Genomic DNA, 15,661 nt, shown 5'->3' on the forward strand with positions numbered 1-15,661 from the left:
CGAACAGGATACCCCCGTGTGGTATTCCGTGCTACCGTCCCGATCTCGTGATTACGGTACCCCCCTAGGGTACCAATTCGTCAAGAAGGAGATCGAGATGTCAGTCCTCGTCCCATCGGAGACCGGCCGCCGGAACCGGCGCTGGCTCGGGCTCGCGGTCATCGCCGCCGCCCAGTTCATGGTCATCATGGACACGTCGATCATCGGCGTGGCCCTGCCCGAGATGCAGCGCGACCTCGGCTTCACGCCGGAGAACCTGTCCTGGGTGTTCAACGCGTACGTCGTCGCGTTCGGTGGCCTGCTGCTCCTCGGTGGCAAGGTGTCCGACGTGCTCGGTGCCCGCACCGTCTTCGCCGCGGGCTGGGTCGTCCTCGCCGCCGGATCGCTCGTCGCCGCGCTCGCCGGCAACGTCGAGGCCGAGCTGGCCGGCCGCGCGATCCAGGGCGCCGGTGCCGCGCTCATCGCGCCGTCCGCGCTGACGCTGCTGATGATGCTGTTCGGCGGCAACCCGCGCGAGCTGACCAAGGCCCTGGCCCTGTACGGCGCGGCCGCACCTGCGGGCGGCACCGCCGGCGTCTTCCTGGGCGGCGTCATCACCGAGTACCTCAGCTGGCCGTGGGTGTTCGCCATCAACCTCCCGATCGCGCTGCTGATCCTCGCCCTCGTGCCGTCCTCGATGCCGGCCGGTCGCTCGGGCGGCTCGCGCCGGGTCGACGTCGTCGGTGCGGTCACGGTGACCGCGGGCCTCGCCGCCCTCGTGTACGCCGTGGTCCAGGCTCCCGAGGTCGGCTGGGGTGCCGCGCGCACCTGGTGGGTGCTCGGTGCCGGCGTCGTGCTGGTCGCGCTCTTCGTCGCCCAGCAGGCCCGGGGTCGCGACCCGCTGGTCCGCCTCGGCATCCTCCGCGCGCCCGACCTGGCGGCCGCCAACCTCGCCCAGCTGCTGCTCGGCGCCGCGTGGATCCCTATGTGGTTCTTCCTGAACCTCTACCTGCAGCAGGTGCTCGGCTTCACCGCCTTCCCCAGTGGTGCCGCGCTGCTGCCGATGACGCTGCTGATCATGGTCGGCATGGTGGTGCTCGCGCCCCGCGTGCTCGCCGCGGTCGGCGTACGCACCGCCACCGTCACCGGCCTCGTCCTGCTCGCCGCCGGCATGGCCTGGCTGGCGATGATCGACCCGGACGGCAGCTACGCGGTCGACGTGCTCCCCGCCTCGCTGGTCGCCGCCCTCGGCATGTCGCTCGCCTTCATCCCCACCCTCGGTACGGCGATCTCCGCCGCCCCGCCGGAGGAGGGCGGCCTCGCCTCGGGCATCGTCAACACCAGCTACCAGATCGGCTCGGCCCTCGGCCTCGCCGTGATGGCCGCCATCGCCGCGGCCGCCGGCGCCGACCGGCTCGGCGACGTCGCCGCACTGACCGAGGGCTACTCGGCTGCGTTCGTCGGTGCCGCCGTCGTGGCTGCGGTGGGTGCGCTCGCCTCGGCCGTGCTGCTCCGCGGACGGTCGTCGTGACCGCTCGTGACGTGGTCCGGGTCGCCGCCGCGTGCGCGCTGCGCTGCGCGGCGGCGGCCCTGGCCGAGGCGGTAGCCCCGTCGTACCCGGCAGATGGGTCGTCGCTCGGGCGAAAGGGCAACCCGTTTGCCGGGTACGACGAGAGGACCGGGCCGGCGAGCCCGCTCTAGCCCACCAGGCCCACGAGGAACGTCCCCATGCCGAGCGCCGCGCACAGCCCGAGCGTCCGCAGCGGGCTCCACCCGCGCCCGAACATCACGCCGAGCGCGACGGCGGTGATCGCGAACGCGACCGGGTCCCACGACCCGAGGACGGGTACGTCGACGTGCACCCACCCGGCCTCGACCGTGCGGTTGCGGCCGAACAGGTTGTGCAGGGCGAAGAAGACGGCGAGGTTCGCGATCACCCCGACGACGGCGGCGGTGATGCCGGTGAGGGCGGCACCGAGGCCGCGGTTGTCACGCACCCGCTCGACGTACGGCGCGCCGAGCAGGACGAACAGGAAGCACGGCACGAAGGTCACCCAGGTGACCAGCAGGGAGGCGAGCACGGCGGCGAGCCACGGGTCGAGTGAGCCGGGGTGGCGGTAGGCGCCGACGAAGGCGACGAACTGGACGACCATGATCAGGGGCCCGGGGGTGGTCTCGGCGAGCGCGAGGCCGCGGACCATCTCGCCCGGAGCCAGCCAGTGGAAGACTCCGACGGCCTGCTGGGCGACGTACGACAGCACGGCGTAGGCACCGCCGAAGGTGACGACCGCGGCGCCGGAGAAGAACAGCCCCTGGTCCACGAAGACGGAGGTGCCGGTCGTGGAGGCGAGTACGGCGAACGCGGCCACCGGCGCGAACCACAGCACCGCCCCGACCAGGAGGACGCTCCCGGAGCGCCGCACCGTCGGCAGCTCGTGGTGCAGCGCGTCGTCGCTGATCAGCGGCTCGGGCCCGTCCTCACCGGCGGGCGTCGGTGGCTCGCGCAGGGCCGGAAAGCGCAGGCTGACCAGCCAGCCGAGCACGCCAGCGGCGAAGACCACGGCCGGGAACGGCACGGCGAAGAAGGTGAGCGCGGCGAAGGAGGCGACCGCGATGGCGACCAGTGCGGGGTGGTGCAGCGCGCGCTTCCCGACCCGCTGCACGGCCTGGACGACGATCGCGATCACCGCCGGCGCGACCCCGGCGAAGAGCGCGGTGACGACGTCGGTCTCGCCGTACCCCACATAGATCCCCGACAGCGCGAGCAGGGCGAGCATCCCGGGGAGCACGAAGAGGCTGCCCGCGATCAGGCCGCCGCGGATGCCGTTGAGCAGCCAGCCGGTGTAGATCGCGAGCTGCTGGGCCTCGGGTCCGGGCAGCAGCATGCAGAAGTTGAGCGCGTGCAGGAACCGCTTCTGCCCGATCCACCGCTTCTCGTCGACCAGCTTGTGCTGCATGACCGCGATCTGGCCGGCCGGTCCGCCGAAGGTCTGCAGTGAGATCTGGAACCACGCCCGGGTGGCCTCCCGCAGCGGGATGACGTCGTCTCCGACGGGGTGGGGCTGGTTCGTCACCACGCCATTCAACAAGGCTCAGGTGGCGGCCGGGTGAACGTGCACGACCATCGTCTCCAGGTGGGGTACGGCGAGCCGCAGCGACCGCTCGACGTCGTCGGCGACCGCGTGCGCCTCGCCCACGCTCAGGTCGGGCGCGACCCGGACGACGAGGTCGCCCTCGATTCGGTGCCCGGTCCAGCGGGCGCGGACCCTGTCGACACCGGCGATCCCGGGCACCGTGCTCGCCGCGGTGGTGAGCTCGTCGATGACCCCGTCCTCGACGCCGTCCATCAGCCGGCGTACGACGGTCCGCATGGTCGCGACCAGGACGACCAGGATCATCAGGCCGATGAGCAGCCCGACGACCGCGTCGGCGCGGGCGATCCCGGACCAGACGCCGATCACGCCGCCGACGACCGCGACCGAGCTGAGCCCGTCGGCGCGGGCGTGCTGACCCTCGGCGATCAGCGCCGCCGAGTGGATGCGGCGCCCAGCCCGGATCCGGTACGCCGCGACGACCTCGTTGCCGAGGAAGCCGACCACGCCGGCCGCGAACACCCAGCCCAGGTTGGTGATCTGCCGGGGATGCACGAGTGCGTCGAGGGCGTCGACGATGATCCATACCGCAGATGCCGCGATCACCAGGCCGATGAACAGGCCGACCAGGTCCTCGGCGCGGCGCAGCCCGTAGGGGTAGCGGCGCGTGCTCGGTCGCCGGCCGATCCGGAACGCCACCACCAGCGGGATCGTCGTCGCCGCGTGGCCGAGGTTGTGCACCGTGTCGGCCATCAGTGCGGTGGATCCCGACATCGCCACGATCACCAGCTGGGCCGCCGCCGTCGCCATCATCCCGGCGAGGCCGATCCAGGCCGCACGGATGCCGACCCCGCTGCTCTCGGCCGCGTCGCGGATCCCGGGCGCCGCGTCGTGGGAGTGCGGTAGGACGATGTGCCGGATCCGGGCTGTCAGCCCGTGGTGGTGGTCGTGGTGCTCCGCCATGTCCCCATATTGAGACATGCTCATATGTGCATGCAAGTGCGGAATCGCGGACACTACGATGCGAGGCGTGGGACACGGAGAGCGCCACCGCGCGCCGCGCGAGCTCGACGCCGCGGCGGCGAAGTCGATCGCGGCGACCCTTCAGGCCCTGGCCACCCCGAGCCGGCTGCTGATCCTCGACCGGCTGCGCCGCGGGCCCGCGACGGTCTCCGAGCTGGTCGAGTCGATCGGGATGGAGCAACCAGCGGTCTCCCAGCAGCTCCGGGTGCTGCGCAACCTCGGCCTCGTGACCGGCAACCGTGACGGGCGCAGCATCGTCTACGAGCTCTACGACGACCACGTCGCCGAGCTGCTCGACCAGGCGATCTACCACGCCGAGCACCTCCGGCTCGGACTCGCGAGCCCTCAGCACAACGCGCGGTAGCTCCCCACGACCGGGACGCCTGACGGTGCACGCTCGAGGGTCACGCCAGCCGTGACAGCCGGTGCGCCTCCTCGAGCAGCAGCCTGCCGAGCACCGGCTGCCGGTCTCGCCGGAAACGCTGCTCGACCCCGGTCAGGGTCAGCGCCCACTCCGGACGCCCGGACTTGTCGAAGACCGCGGCGGCCATGCCCCAGGAGCCCTCGACGACGTGGCCGGGGTTCACGGACCATCCGGTACGACGGGTCGCAGCCAGCCGCCGGCGGATCGCCGCCGCGGAGTGCTGCTCGCCCCACTCGGCGGTGAGGTCGACCCGGGCGAGGAAGTCGTCGATCTCGCGGTCGGGCAGGTGGGCGAGGATCGCGATGCCGGCGGACACGACGCCGAGGGGGAAGCGGGCGCTCTCGTAGAGGACGTAGGAACGGATCGGGAAGTCGCCGTCCTCGCGGAGCAGGACGACCGTCTCGTCGCCACGGCGCACCGAGAAGAACGCGCTCTCGCCGGTCTCCTTCGCCAGTCGCAGCACGCTCGCCCGGGCCTCGTTGGTGAGGTCGTAGCGGGCGGCGGCGGCCATGCCGAGGACGTAGGCCTCGGGGCCGAGGAACCACCGCCCGGTCTGCGGGTCGCGGTCGGCGAGACCCTCGGCGGCGAGCGACTCGAGCAACCGGTGGGTGGTCGCGCGCGGCTGGTCGGTGAGGGCGGCGAGCGCGGTGGTCGTCGTACCGGACTCGGCGGTGGACAGGGCGCGGAGCAGGGCGGCGACCTTCTCGACGACGCCCGGTGCGCGTTCCACGAGGAGATCCTACGCGTCCATTCAGTGGACGCGTCCGGCCGGGAGCATCCGCGCACCGGTCACTTCGTTGACGGGACCGGTGGTTCTCGGCGGTGATGGCTGTCATGAGGAAGCTGGTGGACGACGCCCGTACGGCGGTGGCCGAGCGGGTCCGGGACGGAATGACGATCGCCGTGGGCGGCTTCGGCCTGTGCGGCATCCCGCGCGACCTGATCGAGGCGGTGCGCGACAGCGGCGTGCGCGACCTGACCATCGTGTCGAACAACATGGGCGTCGACGGCAAGGGCCTCGGCGTGCTGCTGGAGAACAGCCAGGTCGCCAAGGTGATCGCGTCGTACGTCGGCGAGAACAAGCTCTTCGCGCAGCAGTACCTCGACGGCGCGCTCGAGGTGGAGTTCTGCCCGCAGGGCACGCTCGCCGAGCGGCTGCGCGCCGGCGGCTCCGGCATCGCCGGCTTCTACACCCGCACCGGCGTCGGCACCGAGGTCGCCGAGGGCAAGCCGCACGAGGTGTTCGACGGCGAGACCTTCGTGCTCGAGCGCGGCATCGTGGCCGACCTCGCGCTGGTCCACGCCCACACCGCGGACGCCGAAGGCAACCTGCGCTACCGGATGACCGCCCGCAACTTCAACCCGCTGGTCGCGATGAGCGGTCGGGTCTGCATCGCCGAGGCCGAGCACGTCCTCGACGGCTTCCTCGACCCGGACGAGGTGATCACGCCCGGCATCTTCGTCGACGTCACCGTCCGGGCGAGCGAGCGGCCCAAGGACATCGAGCAGCGCGTCGTGCGCGAGAGGGTGGGTGCCTGACATGGCCTGGAGTCGCGACGAGATGGCGGCCATCGCCGCCCGCGAGCTGAACGACGGCGACTACGTCAACCTCGGCATCGGCATCCCGACCCTGGTCGCCGACCACCTGCCGCCGGGCGTCAACGTGCTGCTGCAGAGCGAGAACGGCCTGCTCGGCATGGGCCCGTTCCCCTACGAGGGCGAGGAGGACGCCGACCTGATCAACGCCGGCAAGCAGACGGTCACGACCGCGCCGGGCGCCTCCTTCTTCGACTCCGCGACGAGCTTCGCGATGATCCGCGGCGGCCACGTCGACATCGCCATCCTCGGCGCGCTGCAGGTCGCCGCCAACGGCGACCTGGCCAACTGGACCGTTCCCGGCAAGCTGGTCAAGGGCATGGGCGGCGCGATGGACCTGGTCGCCGGCACCCGCCGCGTCGTCGTGATCACCGACCACGTCGCCAAGGACGGCACGCCCAAGATCGTCGAGCGCTGCACGCTGCCGCTCACCGGCGCCGCCGTGGTCGACCGGATCATCACCGACCTCGCGGTCCTCGACGTCACCCCCGAGGGCCTGGCCCTCGTCGACGTCGCGCCCGGCATCGACGCCGCGAAGGTCCGTGAGCTGACCGGCGCGCCGCTCCTCGACCCGGAGCGGTGACGCGCGGCTCAACCGACGTCGAGCCGCTGGGCGAGGGCGGTGACGACGTCGGACGGCGCGTGGGCCTTGTCGAACGCCCGGTCGATGCCCACCCGGGCGCGGACGGTGGGGTCCAGGTCCGCTGAGCTGTAGGTGATGACGACCAGCTCGGGGTGGTCCGCCCGCAGCCGCGGGATGAGGTCGAGGCCGCTCATGTCGGGCAGGTGGATGTCGCAGATGGCGGCGTCCAGCCGCGCCCCGGTGCTGACCCGGAGCGCGGTGACGGCATCGGCGGCGGCACCGGCGAGCATCAGGGGCGCCGTGCTCCCGACGAGCTCGGACAGGACGAGGAGCAGCAGCGGGTTGTCCTCGACCACGAGCACGGACGCCGTCCTGCTCATCGTGGCCTCGGGGATCGCGTTCATGTCAGCTGCTGCTTGATCTCGGTCTTGAGCACCTTGCCGACCCGGGAGCGCGGCAGGTCGTCCCAGACCTCCACCTGCTTGGGCGTCTTGACGCTGCCGATCCGCTCCTTCACGAACGCCCGCACCTCCTCGGGCGTGACCGACCGACCCGGCCGCAGCTGCAGGACGGCGGTGAGCCGTTCGCCCCACTTCTCGTCGGGCAGCCCGACCACCGCGCAGTCGGCGACGGCCGGGTGGGCCATCAGCGCCTGCTCGACCTCGGTGGAGTAGACGTTGAAGCCGCCGGTGATCACCATGTCCTTGGCGCGGTCGACGATGTGCAGGAAGCCCTCGTCGTCGAGGAACCCGATGTCGCCCGTGTGGTGCCAGCCGTACGCCGACGCCTCGGCCGTCGCGTCCGGGTTCTTGTAGTAGCCCCGCATCACCAGGGAGCTGCGCACCACGATCTCGCCGCGCTCGCCGGGCGCGAGTAGCGTCCCGTCGTCGCCCATCATCGCCACCGTGACCAGCGGCGCCGGGCGTCCCGCCGAGGAGAGCCGCTCGACCGCGATCGACCCGTCGTCTCGGAAGTGGTCGCGCGGCGCCATCGTGGAGATCATCATGGGCGCCTCGGTCTGGCCGAACAGCTGCGCCATCACCGGTCCGACCCGGGTGAGCGCCTCCTCCAGCCGCCGGGCCGACATCGGCGCTGCGCCGTACCAGAAGCACTGCAGGGACGAGAGGTCCGTCGTGTCGAGGTCCGGGTGGTCGAGGACCATGTAGATCAGCGTCGGCGGCAAGAAGGTGTGGGTCACCCGGTGCTCGGCGACGGCCGCCAGGAAGCCGCCCACGTCGGGGGTCCGCATGACCACGATCGAGCCGCCCGACGCCAGGACCGGGAAGCACAGCACGCCGGCCGCGTGGGTGAGCGGCGCGAGGGCGAGGTACGTCGGCCGGCCCGGTGCGGCGGGCCACGGGTAGCCGATCAGGGTCAGCGCCGTCATCGTCTCGAGGTTGGTGCCGGTGAGCATGACGCCCTTGGGCCGGCCGGTGGTGCCGCCGGTGCCGACGATCATCGCCAGGTCGTCGTCGGCCGGGCGGTCGACGACCTCCATGCCGCAGGCGAGGAAGTCGTCCCACCCGAGCGCCCAGTCGAACGACCCGTCGAGGCAGACCAGCGTGGTCACCGCGGGCAGGTCGCCGCGGATCTGGTCGACCAGCCCGGCGTACGACGCCTGGAAGATCAGCGTGGTGCACTCGAACAGGTCGAGCAGCTCGCGGTTCTCGGCCGCCTCGTTGCGCGGGTTGACCGGGCACCACACGGCGCCGGCGCGGCTGATCCCGAACACGCAGGTGAACGCCACCGGGTCGTTCGAGGCGAGGATCGCCACCTTGTCGCCCGGCGCGACGCCCCGTCCTGCGAGGGCGGACGCGATCCGTCCGGCGAGGCCTCCCACCTCGTCGTAGGTCCACGTCCGCCCGTCGCAGACCAGGCAGGCCGCATCGCCCCCCAGCGACGCGCCCTTGTCCAGGTAGTCGACCAGCCGCACCGACGCCTCCTCAGCCTTGATCCGTCGCTTCGCGCCTGCTGCGCGCCGCCATACGGGCGCGCTGGCGGCGTTGCAGACGCTCGATGGTGCAACCAGACCGCCGTCGCGCCTGCGCCTTGCCATCCCACCCGTCTGACGACGCTCGCGACGCCGCGAAGCGACCGATCAAGGCTCAGCCCTCGACCGTCAGCACCGGCTCGGCGACCAGGCCGAAGGCCCGCAGCTGGCCGAGCAGCGCGCGGTGGCCGAACGCCTTGCAGCCCGACGCGAACCCGACCCGCAGCGGTGGCTGCTGGAGCAGCGAGTACGCCGCGTAGGCCTGCAGGAGTCCGGTCTGCTTGTAGTTCTGGTTGCCGTGGATCACGCAGTGCGCGCGGCCGAGCGGGCCCGAGGCGTGCACGGAGTCGAGCGACTTGTTGAGCCGCGGGTTCTCGCGCGGCGGCATCTGGTTCATCACCTGGGCCGCCGTCGCGGTCAGCGCCTCGTCGCGCTCGGCCTCCGACATGTCCTTGGTCGCCTCCAGCGCGCCGGCGACGATCTGCGGGACGCCGTTCATCAGTGCCGCGTTGAACACACCCCCCTGGGCCTTGCAGTTCGCGACCCGCGGGTCCTTGCGGTACCAGACCGGGTGCGACGTCCCTCCCCATGGCAGCGAGAGCGCGAGCTCGTGCTGCCCGGGTACGACGAGCGGCACCAGGCCCTGCGTGGGGTCGAACTCGACGTACTGGTTCTGCTGGAGGAAGTGGGCCCTCGACGTCGCGGCGTTGACCAGGATGGTCTGCGTGGAGGCGATCGTGGGGGAGCCTCCCCAGAAGACCGCGATGTCGAGGGTGTCCAGGCCCGGCTTCTCGAGGCACAGCTCGGCCGCGATCTCGCCGGTCGTGTACATCTGAGCGATCCCGGGCGACAGCAGCAGGCCGGCGGCCGCGAAGTCCGCGCCCCAGCGCTCGTCGCAGGTGATCAGCCAGTCCTGCTCGCCGGTGGTGTCGAGGTAGTGAGTGCCGGCGGCGAGACAGGCCTCGACGACCTCGGGGCCGTACTTGCTGAACGGGCCGACCGTGTTGCACACGACGGACGCGCCGCCGAACAGCTCGGTGAGCTCGTCGACCGAGTGGCCGACCTCGACGATGTCGTAGTCGGCGGTCTCGATGCCGGGCACGTGCGCGTCCATCGAGTCCTTCAGCTTGTCGGCCGAGCGGCCGGCGGCGACGAAGGGCACGCCGAACTCGCGCAGGTACTCGCAGATCAGCCGGCCGGTGTAGCCGGAGGCGCCGTAGACGACGACGGGCTTGTCGGTGGTGGTCATCTCACATCCCCATTCCGCCGTCGACCGGCAGGCCGGCGCCGTTGACGAACTGCGCCCGGTCGGAGGCGAGGAAGGCGACCGCGTCGGCGATCTCGTCCTCGGTGGCCAACCGGCCCGACGGCGTCAGCGCGACGACGCCCGCGACCGCCTCCTCGGGTGAGGGGAACAGCCCGAGCGTGGTCATCTCGTTGGCCAGGCCGGCGCCCATCTCGTTGGGGACCAGGCCGGGGTAGACGCAGTTGACCCGGACGCCGAGCCCGAGCTTGCCACTCTCCATCGCGGCGATCCGGGTGATCCGGTCGACCGCGGACTTCGAGGCGGAGTACGCCGACAGCGCCGGGAAGGCGATGGTCGCGGCGACCGAGGCGATGTTGATGACGACGCCGCCCTTGCCGGCCGCGCCGCCCGGGCCCATGGTGCGGAAGGCGTGCTTGATGCCGAGCGAGGTGCCGACGACGTTGACGTCGAGGATCCGGCGTACGACGTCGGGATCGAGGTCGACGAAGAGTCCGGCGACCTCGATGCCGGCGTTGTTGACCAGGATGTCGAGGCCGCCCGCCTGCTCGACCGCCGCGGCGACGGCGGCGGCCCAGGAGTCGTCCTGGGTGACGTCGAGGTGGACGAAGTGGCCGCCGACCGCGTCGGCGACCTCCTTGCCCTTGGCGTCCTGGAGGTCGGCGACCACGACGGTGGCACCGGCGGCGGCGAGGTGCTCCGCGAACTTCCGGCCCAGGCCCTGGGCGCCGCCGGTGACGAGCGCGGTGCGCCCGGCGAGCTCTGCTTCGGTCATGGTGTGCGACTCCTTCGTCGTGCTCGTGGGTGACGTGGGCCACACAACTCCGTTTCCTTGACGACTGTCAAGACTTCTCTGGACGATCGTCAAGAAAAATCTGGGCGATCGTCCAGAGATGGCCACGGAGGCGGTAGGGTCGGGCCCCATGACGACAGCGACCGCGCGTCGTACGCCCGCCGACAAGCACGACGAGCGGCGTCGCGCCCTGGCCGACTCGGCCCTGCGGACCCTCGGCGAGCTCGGCTACGCGCGCGCCAGCCTGCGCGAGATCGCCAACAACTCCGAGTTCTCCCACGGCGTCGTCCACTACTACTTCCACGACAAGCTCGAGCTGATCGTCTACTGCGTGCGCCAGTACAAGGCCACCTGCGTGCACCGCTACGACGGCGTCGTCGCCGACGCGACCACCCCCGAGGGCCTGGTCGAGGCGTTCGCCGACAAGCTCGCCGAGACCATCGTCGACGAGGCGCCGATGCACCGGCTCTGGTACGACCTGCGCTCCCAGAGCATGTTCGAGGAGAGCCTGCGCGAGGCCGTCCTGCAGATCGACCAGACGCTCGAGGACATGGTCTGGCGGGTCGTCTCGACCTACGCCGAGCTCGCCGGGCGGCCCGCCGCGATGACCCCGCACGTCACCTACGGCCTGCTCGACGGCCTGTTCCAGCAGGCGCTCCTCGGCTACCTCTGCGAGAGGGAGGGCGTGCTCGACGACCTGCGCGCCCAGGTCCGCGAGCTGATGCCGGTGCTGCTCGGCACGGAGCCGGCCGCGTCGACGCGTCGGGCGAAGTCCGAGCGGTAGCGGGTCGGGGTCACCCCGAGCGCGGCGGTGAAGTGGGTCCGCAGCCGGGCCGCCGTACCGAAGCCGACGCGGCGGGCGACCTCGTCGACGCCGAGGGCGGTGGTCTCCAGCAGGTCCTGGGCGCGGGCCACCCGTTGGGCGACCAGCCAGGGGTGCACGCTGGAGCCGGTGCGCGCCCGGAACGCGCGGGTGAAGGCGCTGCGGCTCATGCAGGCATGGCCGGCGAGCGCGTCGATGCCGAGCGGGGTGTCGAGGGAGCCGGCCGCCCAGGCCATGGCGCGGGCGACGGCGTCGTCGGAGGCCTCGGGGACCGGGGTCTCGATGTACTGGGCCTGACCGCCGGCCCGGTGGGGCGCCGCGACGATCCGGCGCGCGACCCGGGTGGCGGTGGACTGTCCGGCTCGCTGGGCCAGGACGTGGAGGCAGGTGTCCACCCCTGCCGTCGCGCCGGCGCCGGTGATGACCGAGCCCTCGTCGACGTACAGCGTCTCGGGGCGCAGCTCGACCGCCGGGAACCGGCGGCGGAAGGTGTCGGCCCACTGCCAGTGCGTGGTCGCGGCGCGGCCGTCGAGCAGGCCGGCGTCGGCGAGCACGAACACGCCGAGGCACAGCCCGACCACCTGGGCACCGCGGTCGTGGGCGGCGCGCAGGGCCGCGAGCATGGGCTCGGGGGCGGGCCGCTCGGGGTCGTTCCACCACGGCATCACGACGATGTCGGCCCGCGCGACCGCGTCGAGGCCGTGCTCGACGGTGATCGCGTAGCTGGCCGAGGTCCGCAGCGGACCGGGGCGTACGGCGGCCAGCTCGATCGGCCACGGCGTCATCTCGCCGACCGGCTGCTCGGCGCCCCACACCAGCGACGGCACGGACAGGTGGAACGGGCTGATCCCCTCCACGGCGATCACGGCGACCCGCGGTGGCGCCACGTCGTACCTCCGGCCGATGTCGATGACAGGCGACCCGATTCGACCTGTTGAGTGTGTTTCGGGTCAGCCACCATGGAAGCACCCCACCGCTGGAAAGGAAACCCCATGACCTCGACCCCGCTCCGCACCCTCGGCGGCGCCGCCGACGTCCCCGCCACCCTCGCCGACGCGACGGTGGTCCTCATCGACTACCAGGTCACCTACACGACCGGCGCGATGGAGCTGGAGGGCTGGGACGCCGCGCTCGACCGGGCCGCCGACCTGCTCGGCAAGGCCCGCGCGGCCGGCGCGACCGTCGTCCACGTCCAGCACGACGACGGCCCCGGCAGCCTCTACGACGTCTCCACCGGGATCGGCTCGATCCACGACAGGATGCGCCCGGTCGAGGGCGAGGCGGTGGTCACCAAGGGTGCGCCCAACTCGTTCCACGGCACCGACCTCGCGGACCTCCTCGAGGCGGCCGGCAACCAGCAGGTCGTGCTCGCCGGTTTCATGACCCACATGTGCGTCACGTTCACCGCCGAGGGCGCCCTCCTGCGCGGGTACGACGTCACCGTGGTCGCCGACGCCTGTGCGACCCGCTCGCTGCCGAGCGCCGCCGGCGACGTGCCCGCCGCGCAGCTGCATGCCGCGGCGCTGGCCACCATCGGCGACGTCTACGGCACCGTCGTGGGCTCGGTCGCCGACCTCATCTAGGCGTCGCGGCTCAGCACGATCTCCTCGGTGAGCGAGGTGAGCTTGGCCGGGTTGCGGACCACGAGGATCTGCTTGATCCGGCCGTCCTCGACCTCCAGGCTGATCGCGGTGACCTCGCCGCGCGCTTCGATCCGGGCGCCGAGCGAGCCGTTGATCCAGACCGGCTCGATGACCCCGTCCGGGGCGAAGGTGGCGAAGTTCGCCAGCAGCCGGGCCACGGGCTCGGAGCCGTGCAGGGGCTTGCGGATCGCCTGGGCGACGCCGCCGTGGTCGGCCAGCAGCACCACGTCGGGCGCCAGCGAGTCGAGCAGCGCCTGGAGGTCGCCGCCCTGCACCGCGGCCAGGAAGCTGGCGACGACGGCCTGCTGCTCGCCGCGGTCGACGTCGACCCGCGGCCGGCGCGCCGCGACGTGGTTGCGGGCCCGGGTGGCGATCTGGCGGACCGCGGCCGACGTCTTGCCGACGGCGGTCGCGATCTCGTCGTACGGCAGCTCGAAGACCTCGCGCAGCACGAACACCGCGCGCTCGGTCGGCCCCAGCGTCTCGAGGACGGTGAGCATCGCCATCGACACGCTGTCGGCGAGCTCGACGTCCTCGGCGACGTCGGGGGCGGTGAGCAGCGGCTCGGGGAGCCACTCGCCGACGTAGTCCTCGCGGCGCCGGCTCAGCGTGCGCAGCCGGTTGAGCGCTTGTCGGGTGACGATCCGGACCAGGTACGCGCGCGGCTCGTTCACCTGCGCCTGGTCCACGTCCGCCCACCGCAGCCAGGTCTCCTGCACGACGTCCTCGGCATCGGCCGCGGAGCCGAGCATCTCGTAGGCGACCGTGAAGAGCAGGTTGCGGTGGGCGACGAAGGGATCGCTCATGCCGGCGAGCCTACGGCGGGCCGCTCGGCGAGCGGCTTCATGCCGCAGGCCGAGGCGAAGCCCTCGGACTCGATGCCCAGCGCGGTGTTGGACCGGGTGGTCATGTTCGCGAAGCCGATCACCGTGGTGAGCTCGATCAGGCCGGCCGGGCCCAGGGCGGAGAGCAGCGGCTCGACCATCTCGTCGGTGACCGCAGGCGGAGTCTGGCTGGCCGCCTCGGCGTACTCCAGCACCTGGCGCTCCAGCGTCGAGAAGACCGTGGAGGCCCGCCAGTTCGGGACCTCGCGTGCCTTGTCGAGGTCGAGGCCCTTGTCACGGGCCATGAAGTAGTTGAAGTCGAGGCACCACGAGCAGCCGACCAGGGAGGCGACGGCCATGTGGGCGTAGGTCTTGAGGGTCTCGTCGCACTCGTCCCACTTCTGCAGCTTCTGGCCGTAGGACATGCTCGCCTTCAGGGCGGGCTGGTGGTGCCACATGACACCGAGCGACTCCGGCACGCTGCCGAACATCTTGGCGGCGAACCTCTTGACGACGGCACCGAAGAGGCCGTTGATCGGGGCGGCGGGGATGCGGGTTCCTGAGGTGGTCATGCCATCAAGACACCGGCCGGGTGCCGGGTGTGACAGCCGATCACCGATGAGGGTTACGGCTTCGCGCGGAAGGCCACCCACGCATCGCTCATCCGCTGGGCCTGGCCCTCGGTGAACATGTTCATGCAGGAGTCCTGGGTGTAGTCCATGAAGTTGTGGATCGGGTCGAGGCCCGGGGCCGAGCAGGTGTCGGCGCCCTCCGGGCAGTCGAACTGCGCGGTCGCCTCGCGCGGGGTGTCGGCCACGCCGTCGCCGGACGCCGAGCAGCCGCCCTGGAAGGTGTGCTCGAGCATCAGCCAGTGCCCGACCTCGTGGGTCAGGGTGTCGCCGAGGGAGTACTTGCCGGCGGTGCCGCCCGGCATCGACTCGTCGAGCATCACGACGCCGTCGATGTAGTCGCGGCCGTTGTTGTAGCCCTTCGGGAAGTACGCCCAGCCGAGCAGGCCGTCGCCGATGTCGGCCGTGTAGACGTTGAGGACCGTCGAGTCGCCGGTGTGGAGCGCCTGCTTCATGTCGCGCTCGGTCTTGCCGGGCGTCACCGTGCGCCAGGCCGGGTTGTCGACGAACCGGATCGAGTCGAGCGCGAACCGGAACGGGGTGTCGGCGGCGTCCGCCGCGGTCTGCCCGGAGTAGGACGCGTTGAGCACGTCCATCTGCGCGTGCACCATGCTCGCGAGCCGGTCCCGGTCGGCCTGGCTGGCGCCGTCGGTGATCACGTGGAAGACCGTCTTGACGGTGACCGTGCCGTTGCCGAGGTAGGGCGAGTCCTTGATGACGCCGTACTTCTTGGCCTCGTTCTTCGGGTACAGCTCCGGCTCAGCGGCGTGCGAACCCTCGGCCACCCGGGCGGCCGAGCCGTCCCGGCAGTCGGCGACGCCCGGGGAGGCGGCGCCGGCGCTCGCCACCGTGGGCACGGCGGACGCGAGTGGTACGGCGAGCATCAGGGAGCCGGCAGCGACCCCGAGCATCCGGTGCAGGGTGGTGTGGCGCATGGCCCGACCCTAGGACGGCGACCGGGTGTTGTCAGCCCCCTGATGCCGCGTCGATCAGCCGTT

General features: G+C 71.9%; 17 protein-coding genes and 1 pseudogene. 7 read left to right on the top strand and 11 right to left on the bottom strand.

Going from position 1 to position 15,661, the window contains the following annotated elements:
* Nucleotides 1-97 precede the first annotated feature (97 nt).
* Together FBY23_RS02125 and FBY23_RS25850 are read left to right on the top strand one after the other, a co-directional pair.
* Nucleotides 98-1,510 (top strand): MFS transporter, encoded by a 1,413-nt coding sequence (locus FBY23_RS02125; RefSeq protein WP_141796638.1) that lies wholly within the window; start codon nt 98-100, stop codon nt 1,508-1,510.
* Complete coding sequence (locus FBY23_RS25850; RefSeq protein WP_160158134.1) at nt 1,507-1,680, top strand: hypothetical protein; 174 nt, start codon at nt 1,507-1,509, stop codon at nt 1,678-1,680. Before FBY23_RS02125 ends, FBY23_RS25850 begins: the two co-directional genes overlap by 4 nt.
* On the opposite strand, the gene chrA is transcribed toward FBY23_RS25850, so the two are convergent.
* Nucleotides 1,677-3,053 carry a chromate efflux transporter gene (gene chrA, locus FBY23_RS02130; protein ID WP_141796639.1) on the bottom strand — a complete coding sequence of 459 codons (1,377 nt, stop codon included), beginning with the start codon at nt 3,051-3,053 and terminating at the stop codon, nt 1,677-1,679. The two genes, FBY23_RS25850 and chrA, sit on opposite strands and share 4 nt — an antisense overlap.
* Nucleotides 3,054-3,071: 18 nt before the next feature.
* A complete protein-coding gene (locus tag FBY23_RS02135) occupies nt 3,072-4,034 on the bottom strand; it encodes a cation diffusion facilitator family transporter (RefSeq protein ID WP_260805695.1) in 963 nt (320 codons plus the stop codon).
* A gap of 67 nt (nt 4,035-4,101) precedes the next feature.
* On the opposite strand from FBY23_RS02135, the gene FBY23_RS02140 reads away from it, so the two are divergent.
* A complete protein-coding gene (locus FBY23_RS02140; RefSeq protein WP_222117695.1) occupies nt 4,102-4,458 on the top strand; it encodes a metalloregulator ArsR/SmtB family transcription factor in 357 nt (118 codons plus the stop codon).
* A gap of 40 nt (nt 4,459-4,498) precedes the next feature.
* Here the strand turns inward: FBY23_RS02140 and FBY23_RS02145 are convergent, their stop codons facing one another.
* Nucleotides 4,499-5,248, bottom strand: a complete 750-nt coding sequence (locus FBY23_RS02145; RefSeq protein WP_141796642.1) for an IclR family transcriptional regulator — start codon at nt 5,246-5,248, stop codon at nt 4,499-4,501.
* 104 nt (nt 5,249-5,352) lie between these two features.
* Between FBY23_RS02145 and FBY23_RS02150 the strand changes: the two genes are divergently transcribed.
* Both FBY23_RS02150 and FBY23_RS02155 read left to right on the top strand, forming a co-directional pair.
* The gene (locus tag FBY23_RS02150; RefSeq protein ID WP_141796643.1) at nt 5,353-6,057 is read left to right on the top strand and encodes a CoA transferase subunit A; all 705 of its coding nucleotides are present in this window, start codon (nt 5,353-5,355) and stop codon (nt 6,055-6,057) included.
* A gap of 1 nt (nt 6,058) precedes the next feature.
* The gene (locus tag FBY23_RS02155) at nt 6,059-6,697 is read left to right on the top strand and encodes a CoA transferase subunit B (protein ID WP_141796644.1); all 639 of its coding nucleotides are present in this window, start codon (nt 6,059-6,061) and stop codon (nt 6,695-6,697) included.
* 8 nt (nt 6,698-6,705) lie between these two features.
* On the opposite strand, the gene FBY23_RS02160 is transcribed toward FBY23_RS02155, so the two are convergent.
* From FBY23_RS02160 to FBY23_RS02175, 4 genes are all read right to left on the bottom strand, one after another.
* Entirely contained in the window at nt 6,706-7,101 is a 396-nt protein-coding gene (locus FBY23_RS02160) for a response regulator (RefSeq protein ID WP_141796645.1), read from the bottom strand.
* Nucleotides 7,098-8,630 carry a long-chain fatty acid--CoA ligase gene (locus FBY23_RS02165; protein WP_141796646.1) on the bottom strand — a complete coding sequence of 511 codons (1,533 nt, stop codon included), beginning with the start codon at nt 8,628-8,630 and terminating at the stop codon, nt 7,098-7,100. Before FBY23_RS02165 ends, FBY23_RS02160 begins: the two co-directional genes overlap by 4 nt.
* A 172-nt stretch (nt 8,631-8,802) precedes the next feature.
* The gene (locus FBY23_RS02170; RefSeq protein ID WP_141796647.1) at nt 8,803-9,936 is read right to left on the bottom strand and encodes a DUF5938 domain-containing protein; all 1,134 of its coding nucleotides are present in this window, start codon (nt 9,934-9,936) and stop codon (nt 8,803-8,805) included.
* A 1-nt stretch (nt 9,937) separates the two neighbouring features.
* Nucleotides 9,938-10,726 carry an SDR family NAD(P)-dependent oxidoreductase gene (locus tag FBY23_RS02175; RefSeq protein ID WP_141796648.1) on the bottom strand — a complete coding sequence of 263 codons (789 nt, stop codon included), beginning with the start codon at nt 10,724-10,726 and terminating at the stop codon, nt 9,938-9,940.
* 148 nt (nt 10,727-10,874) lie between these two features.
* On the opposite strand from FBY23_RS02175, the gene FBY23_RS26575 reads away from it, so the two are divergent.
* Nucleotides 10,875-11,528: a TetR/AcrR family transcriptional regulator gene (locus FBY23_RS26575; protein ID WP_141796649.1), complete on the top strand. Its 654-nt coding sequence runs from the start codon at nt 10,875-10,877 to the stop codon at nt 11,526-11,528.
* Nucleotides 11,529-11,578: 50 nt separating this feature from the next.
* Here the strand turns inward: FBY23_RS26575 and FBY23_RS02185 are convergent.
* Nucleotides 11,579-12,352: pseudogene (locus FBY23_RS02185) on the bottom strand (DJ-1/PfpI family protein); the annotation flags it as partial.
* Nucleotides 12,353-12,559: 207 nt separating this feature from the next.
* Between FBY23_RS02185 and FBY23_RS02190 the strand changes: the two are divergent.
* Nucleotides 12,560-13,150 carry a cysteine hydrolase family protein gene (locus tag FBY23_RS02190; protein ID WP_141796650.1) on the top strand — a complete coding sequence of 197 codons (591 nt, stop codon included), beginning with the start codon at nt 12,560-12,562 and terminating at the stop codon, nt 13,148-13,150.
* On the opposite strand, the gene FBY23_RS02195 is transcribed toward FBY23_RS02190, so the two are convergent.
* The 3 genes from FBY23_RS02195 to FBY23_RS02205 are packed head-to-tail and all read right to left on the bottom strand — an operon-like array spanning nt 13,147 to nt 15,598.
* Nucleotides 13,147-14,016, bottom strand: coding sequence for an RNA polymerase sigma-70 factor (locus FBY23_RS02195; RefSeq protein WP_141796651.1), 870 nt, complete (start codon nt 14,014-14,016; stop codon nt 13,147-13,149). The genes FBY23_RS02190 and FBY23_RS02195 overlap by 4 nt on opposite strands.
* Nucleotides 14,013-14,606 (bottom strand): carboxymuconolactone decarboxylase family protein, encoded by a 594-nt coding sequence (locus tag FBY23_RS02200; protein WP_141796652.1) that lies wholly within the window; start codon nt 14,604-14,606, stop codon nt 14,013-14,015. The genes FBY23_RS02195 and FBY23_RS02200 overlap by 4 nt, the downstream gene beginning before the upstream one ends.
* A gap of 53 nt (nt 14,607-14,659) precedes the next feature.
* Complete coding sequence (locus FBY23_RS02205) at nt 14,660-15,598, bottom strand: zinc metalloprotease (RefSeq protein WP_141796653.1); 939 nt, start codon at nt 15,596-15,598, stop codon at nt 14,660-14,662.
* Nucleotides 15,599-15,661 lie beyond the last annotated feature (63 nt).

Origin of the sequence: Nocardioides sp. SLBN-35 (assembly GCF_006715725.1) — a bacterium.
GTDB lineage: Bacteria > Actinomycetota > Actinomycetes > Propionibacteriales > Nocardioidaceae > Nocardioides.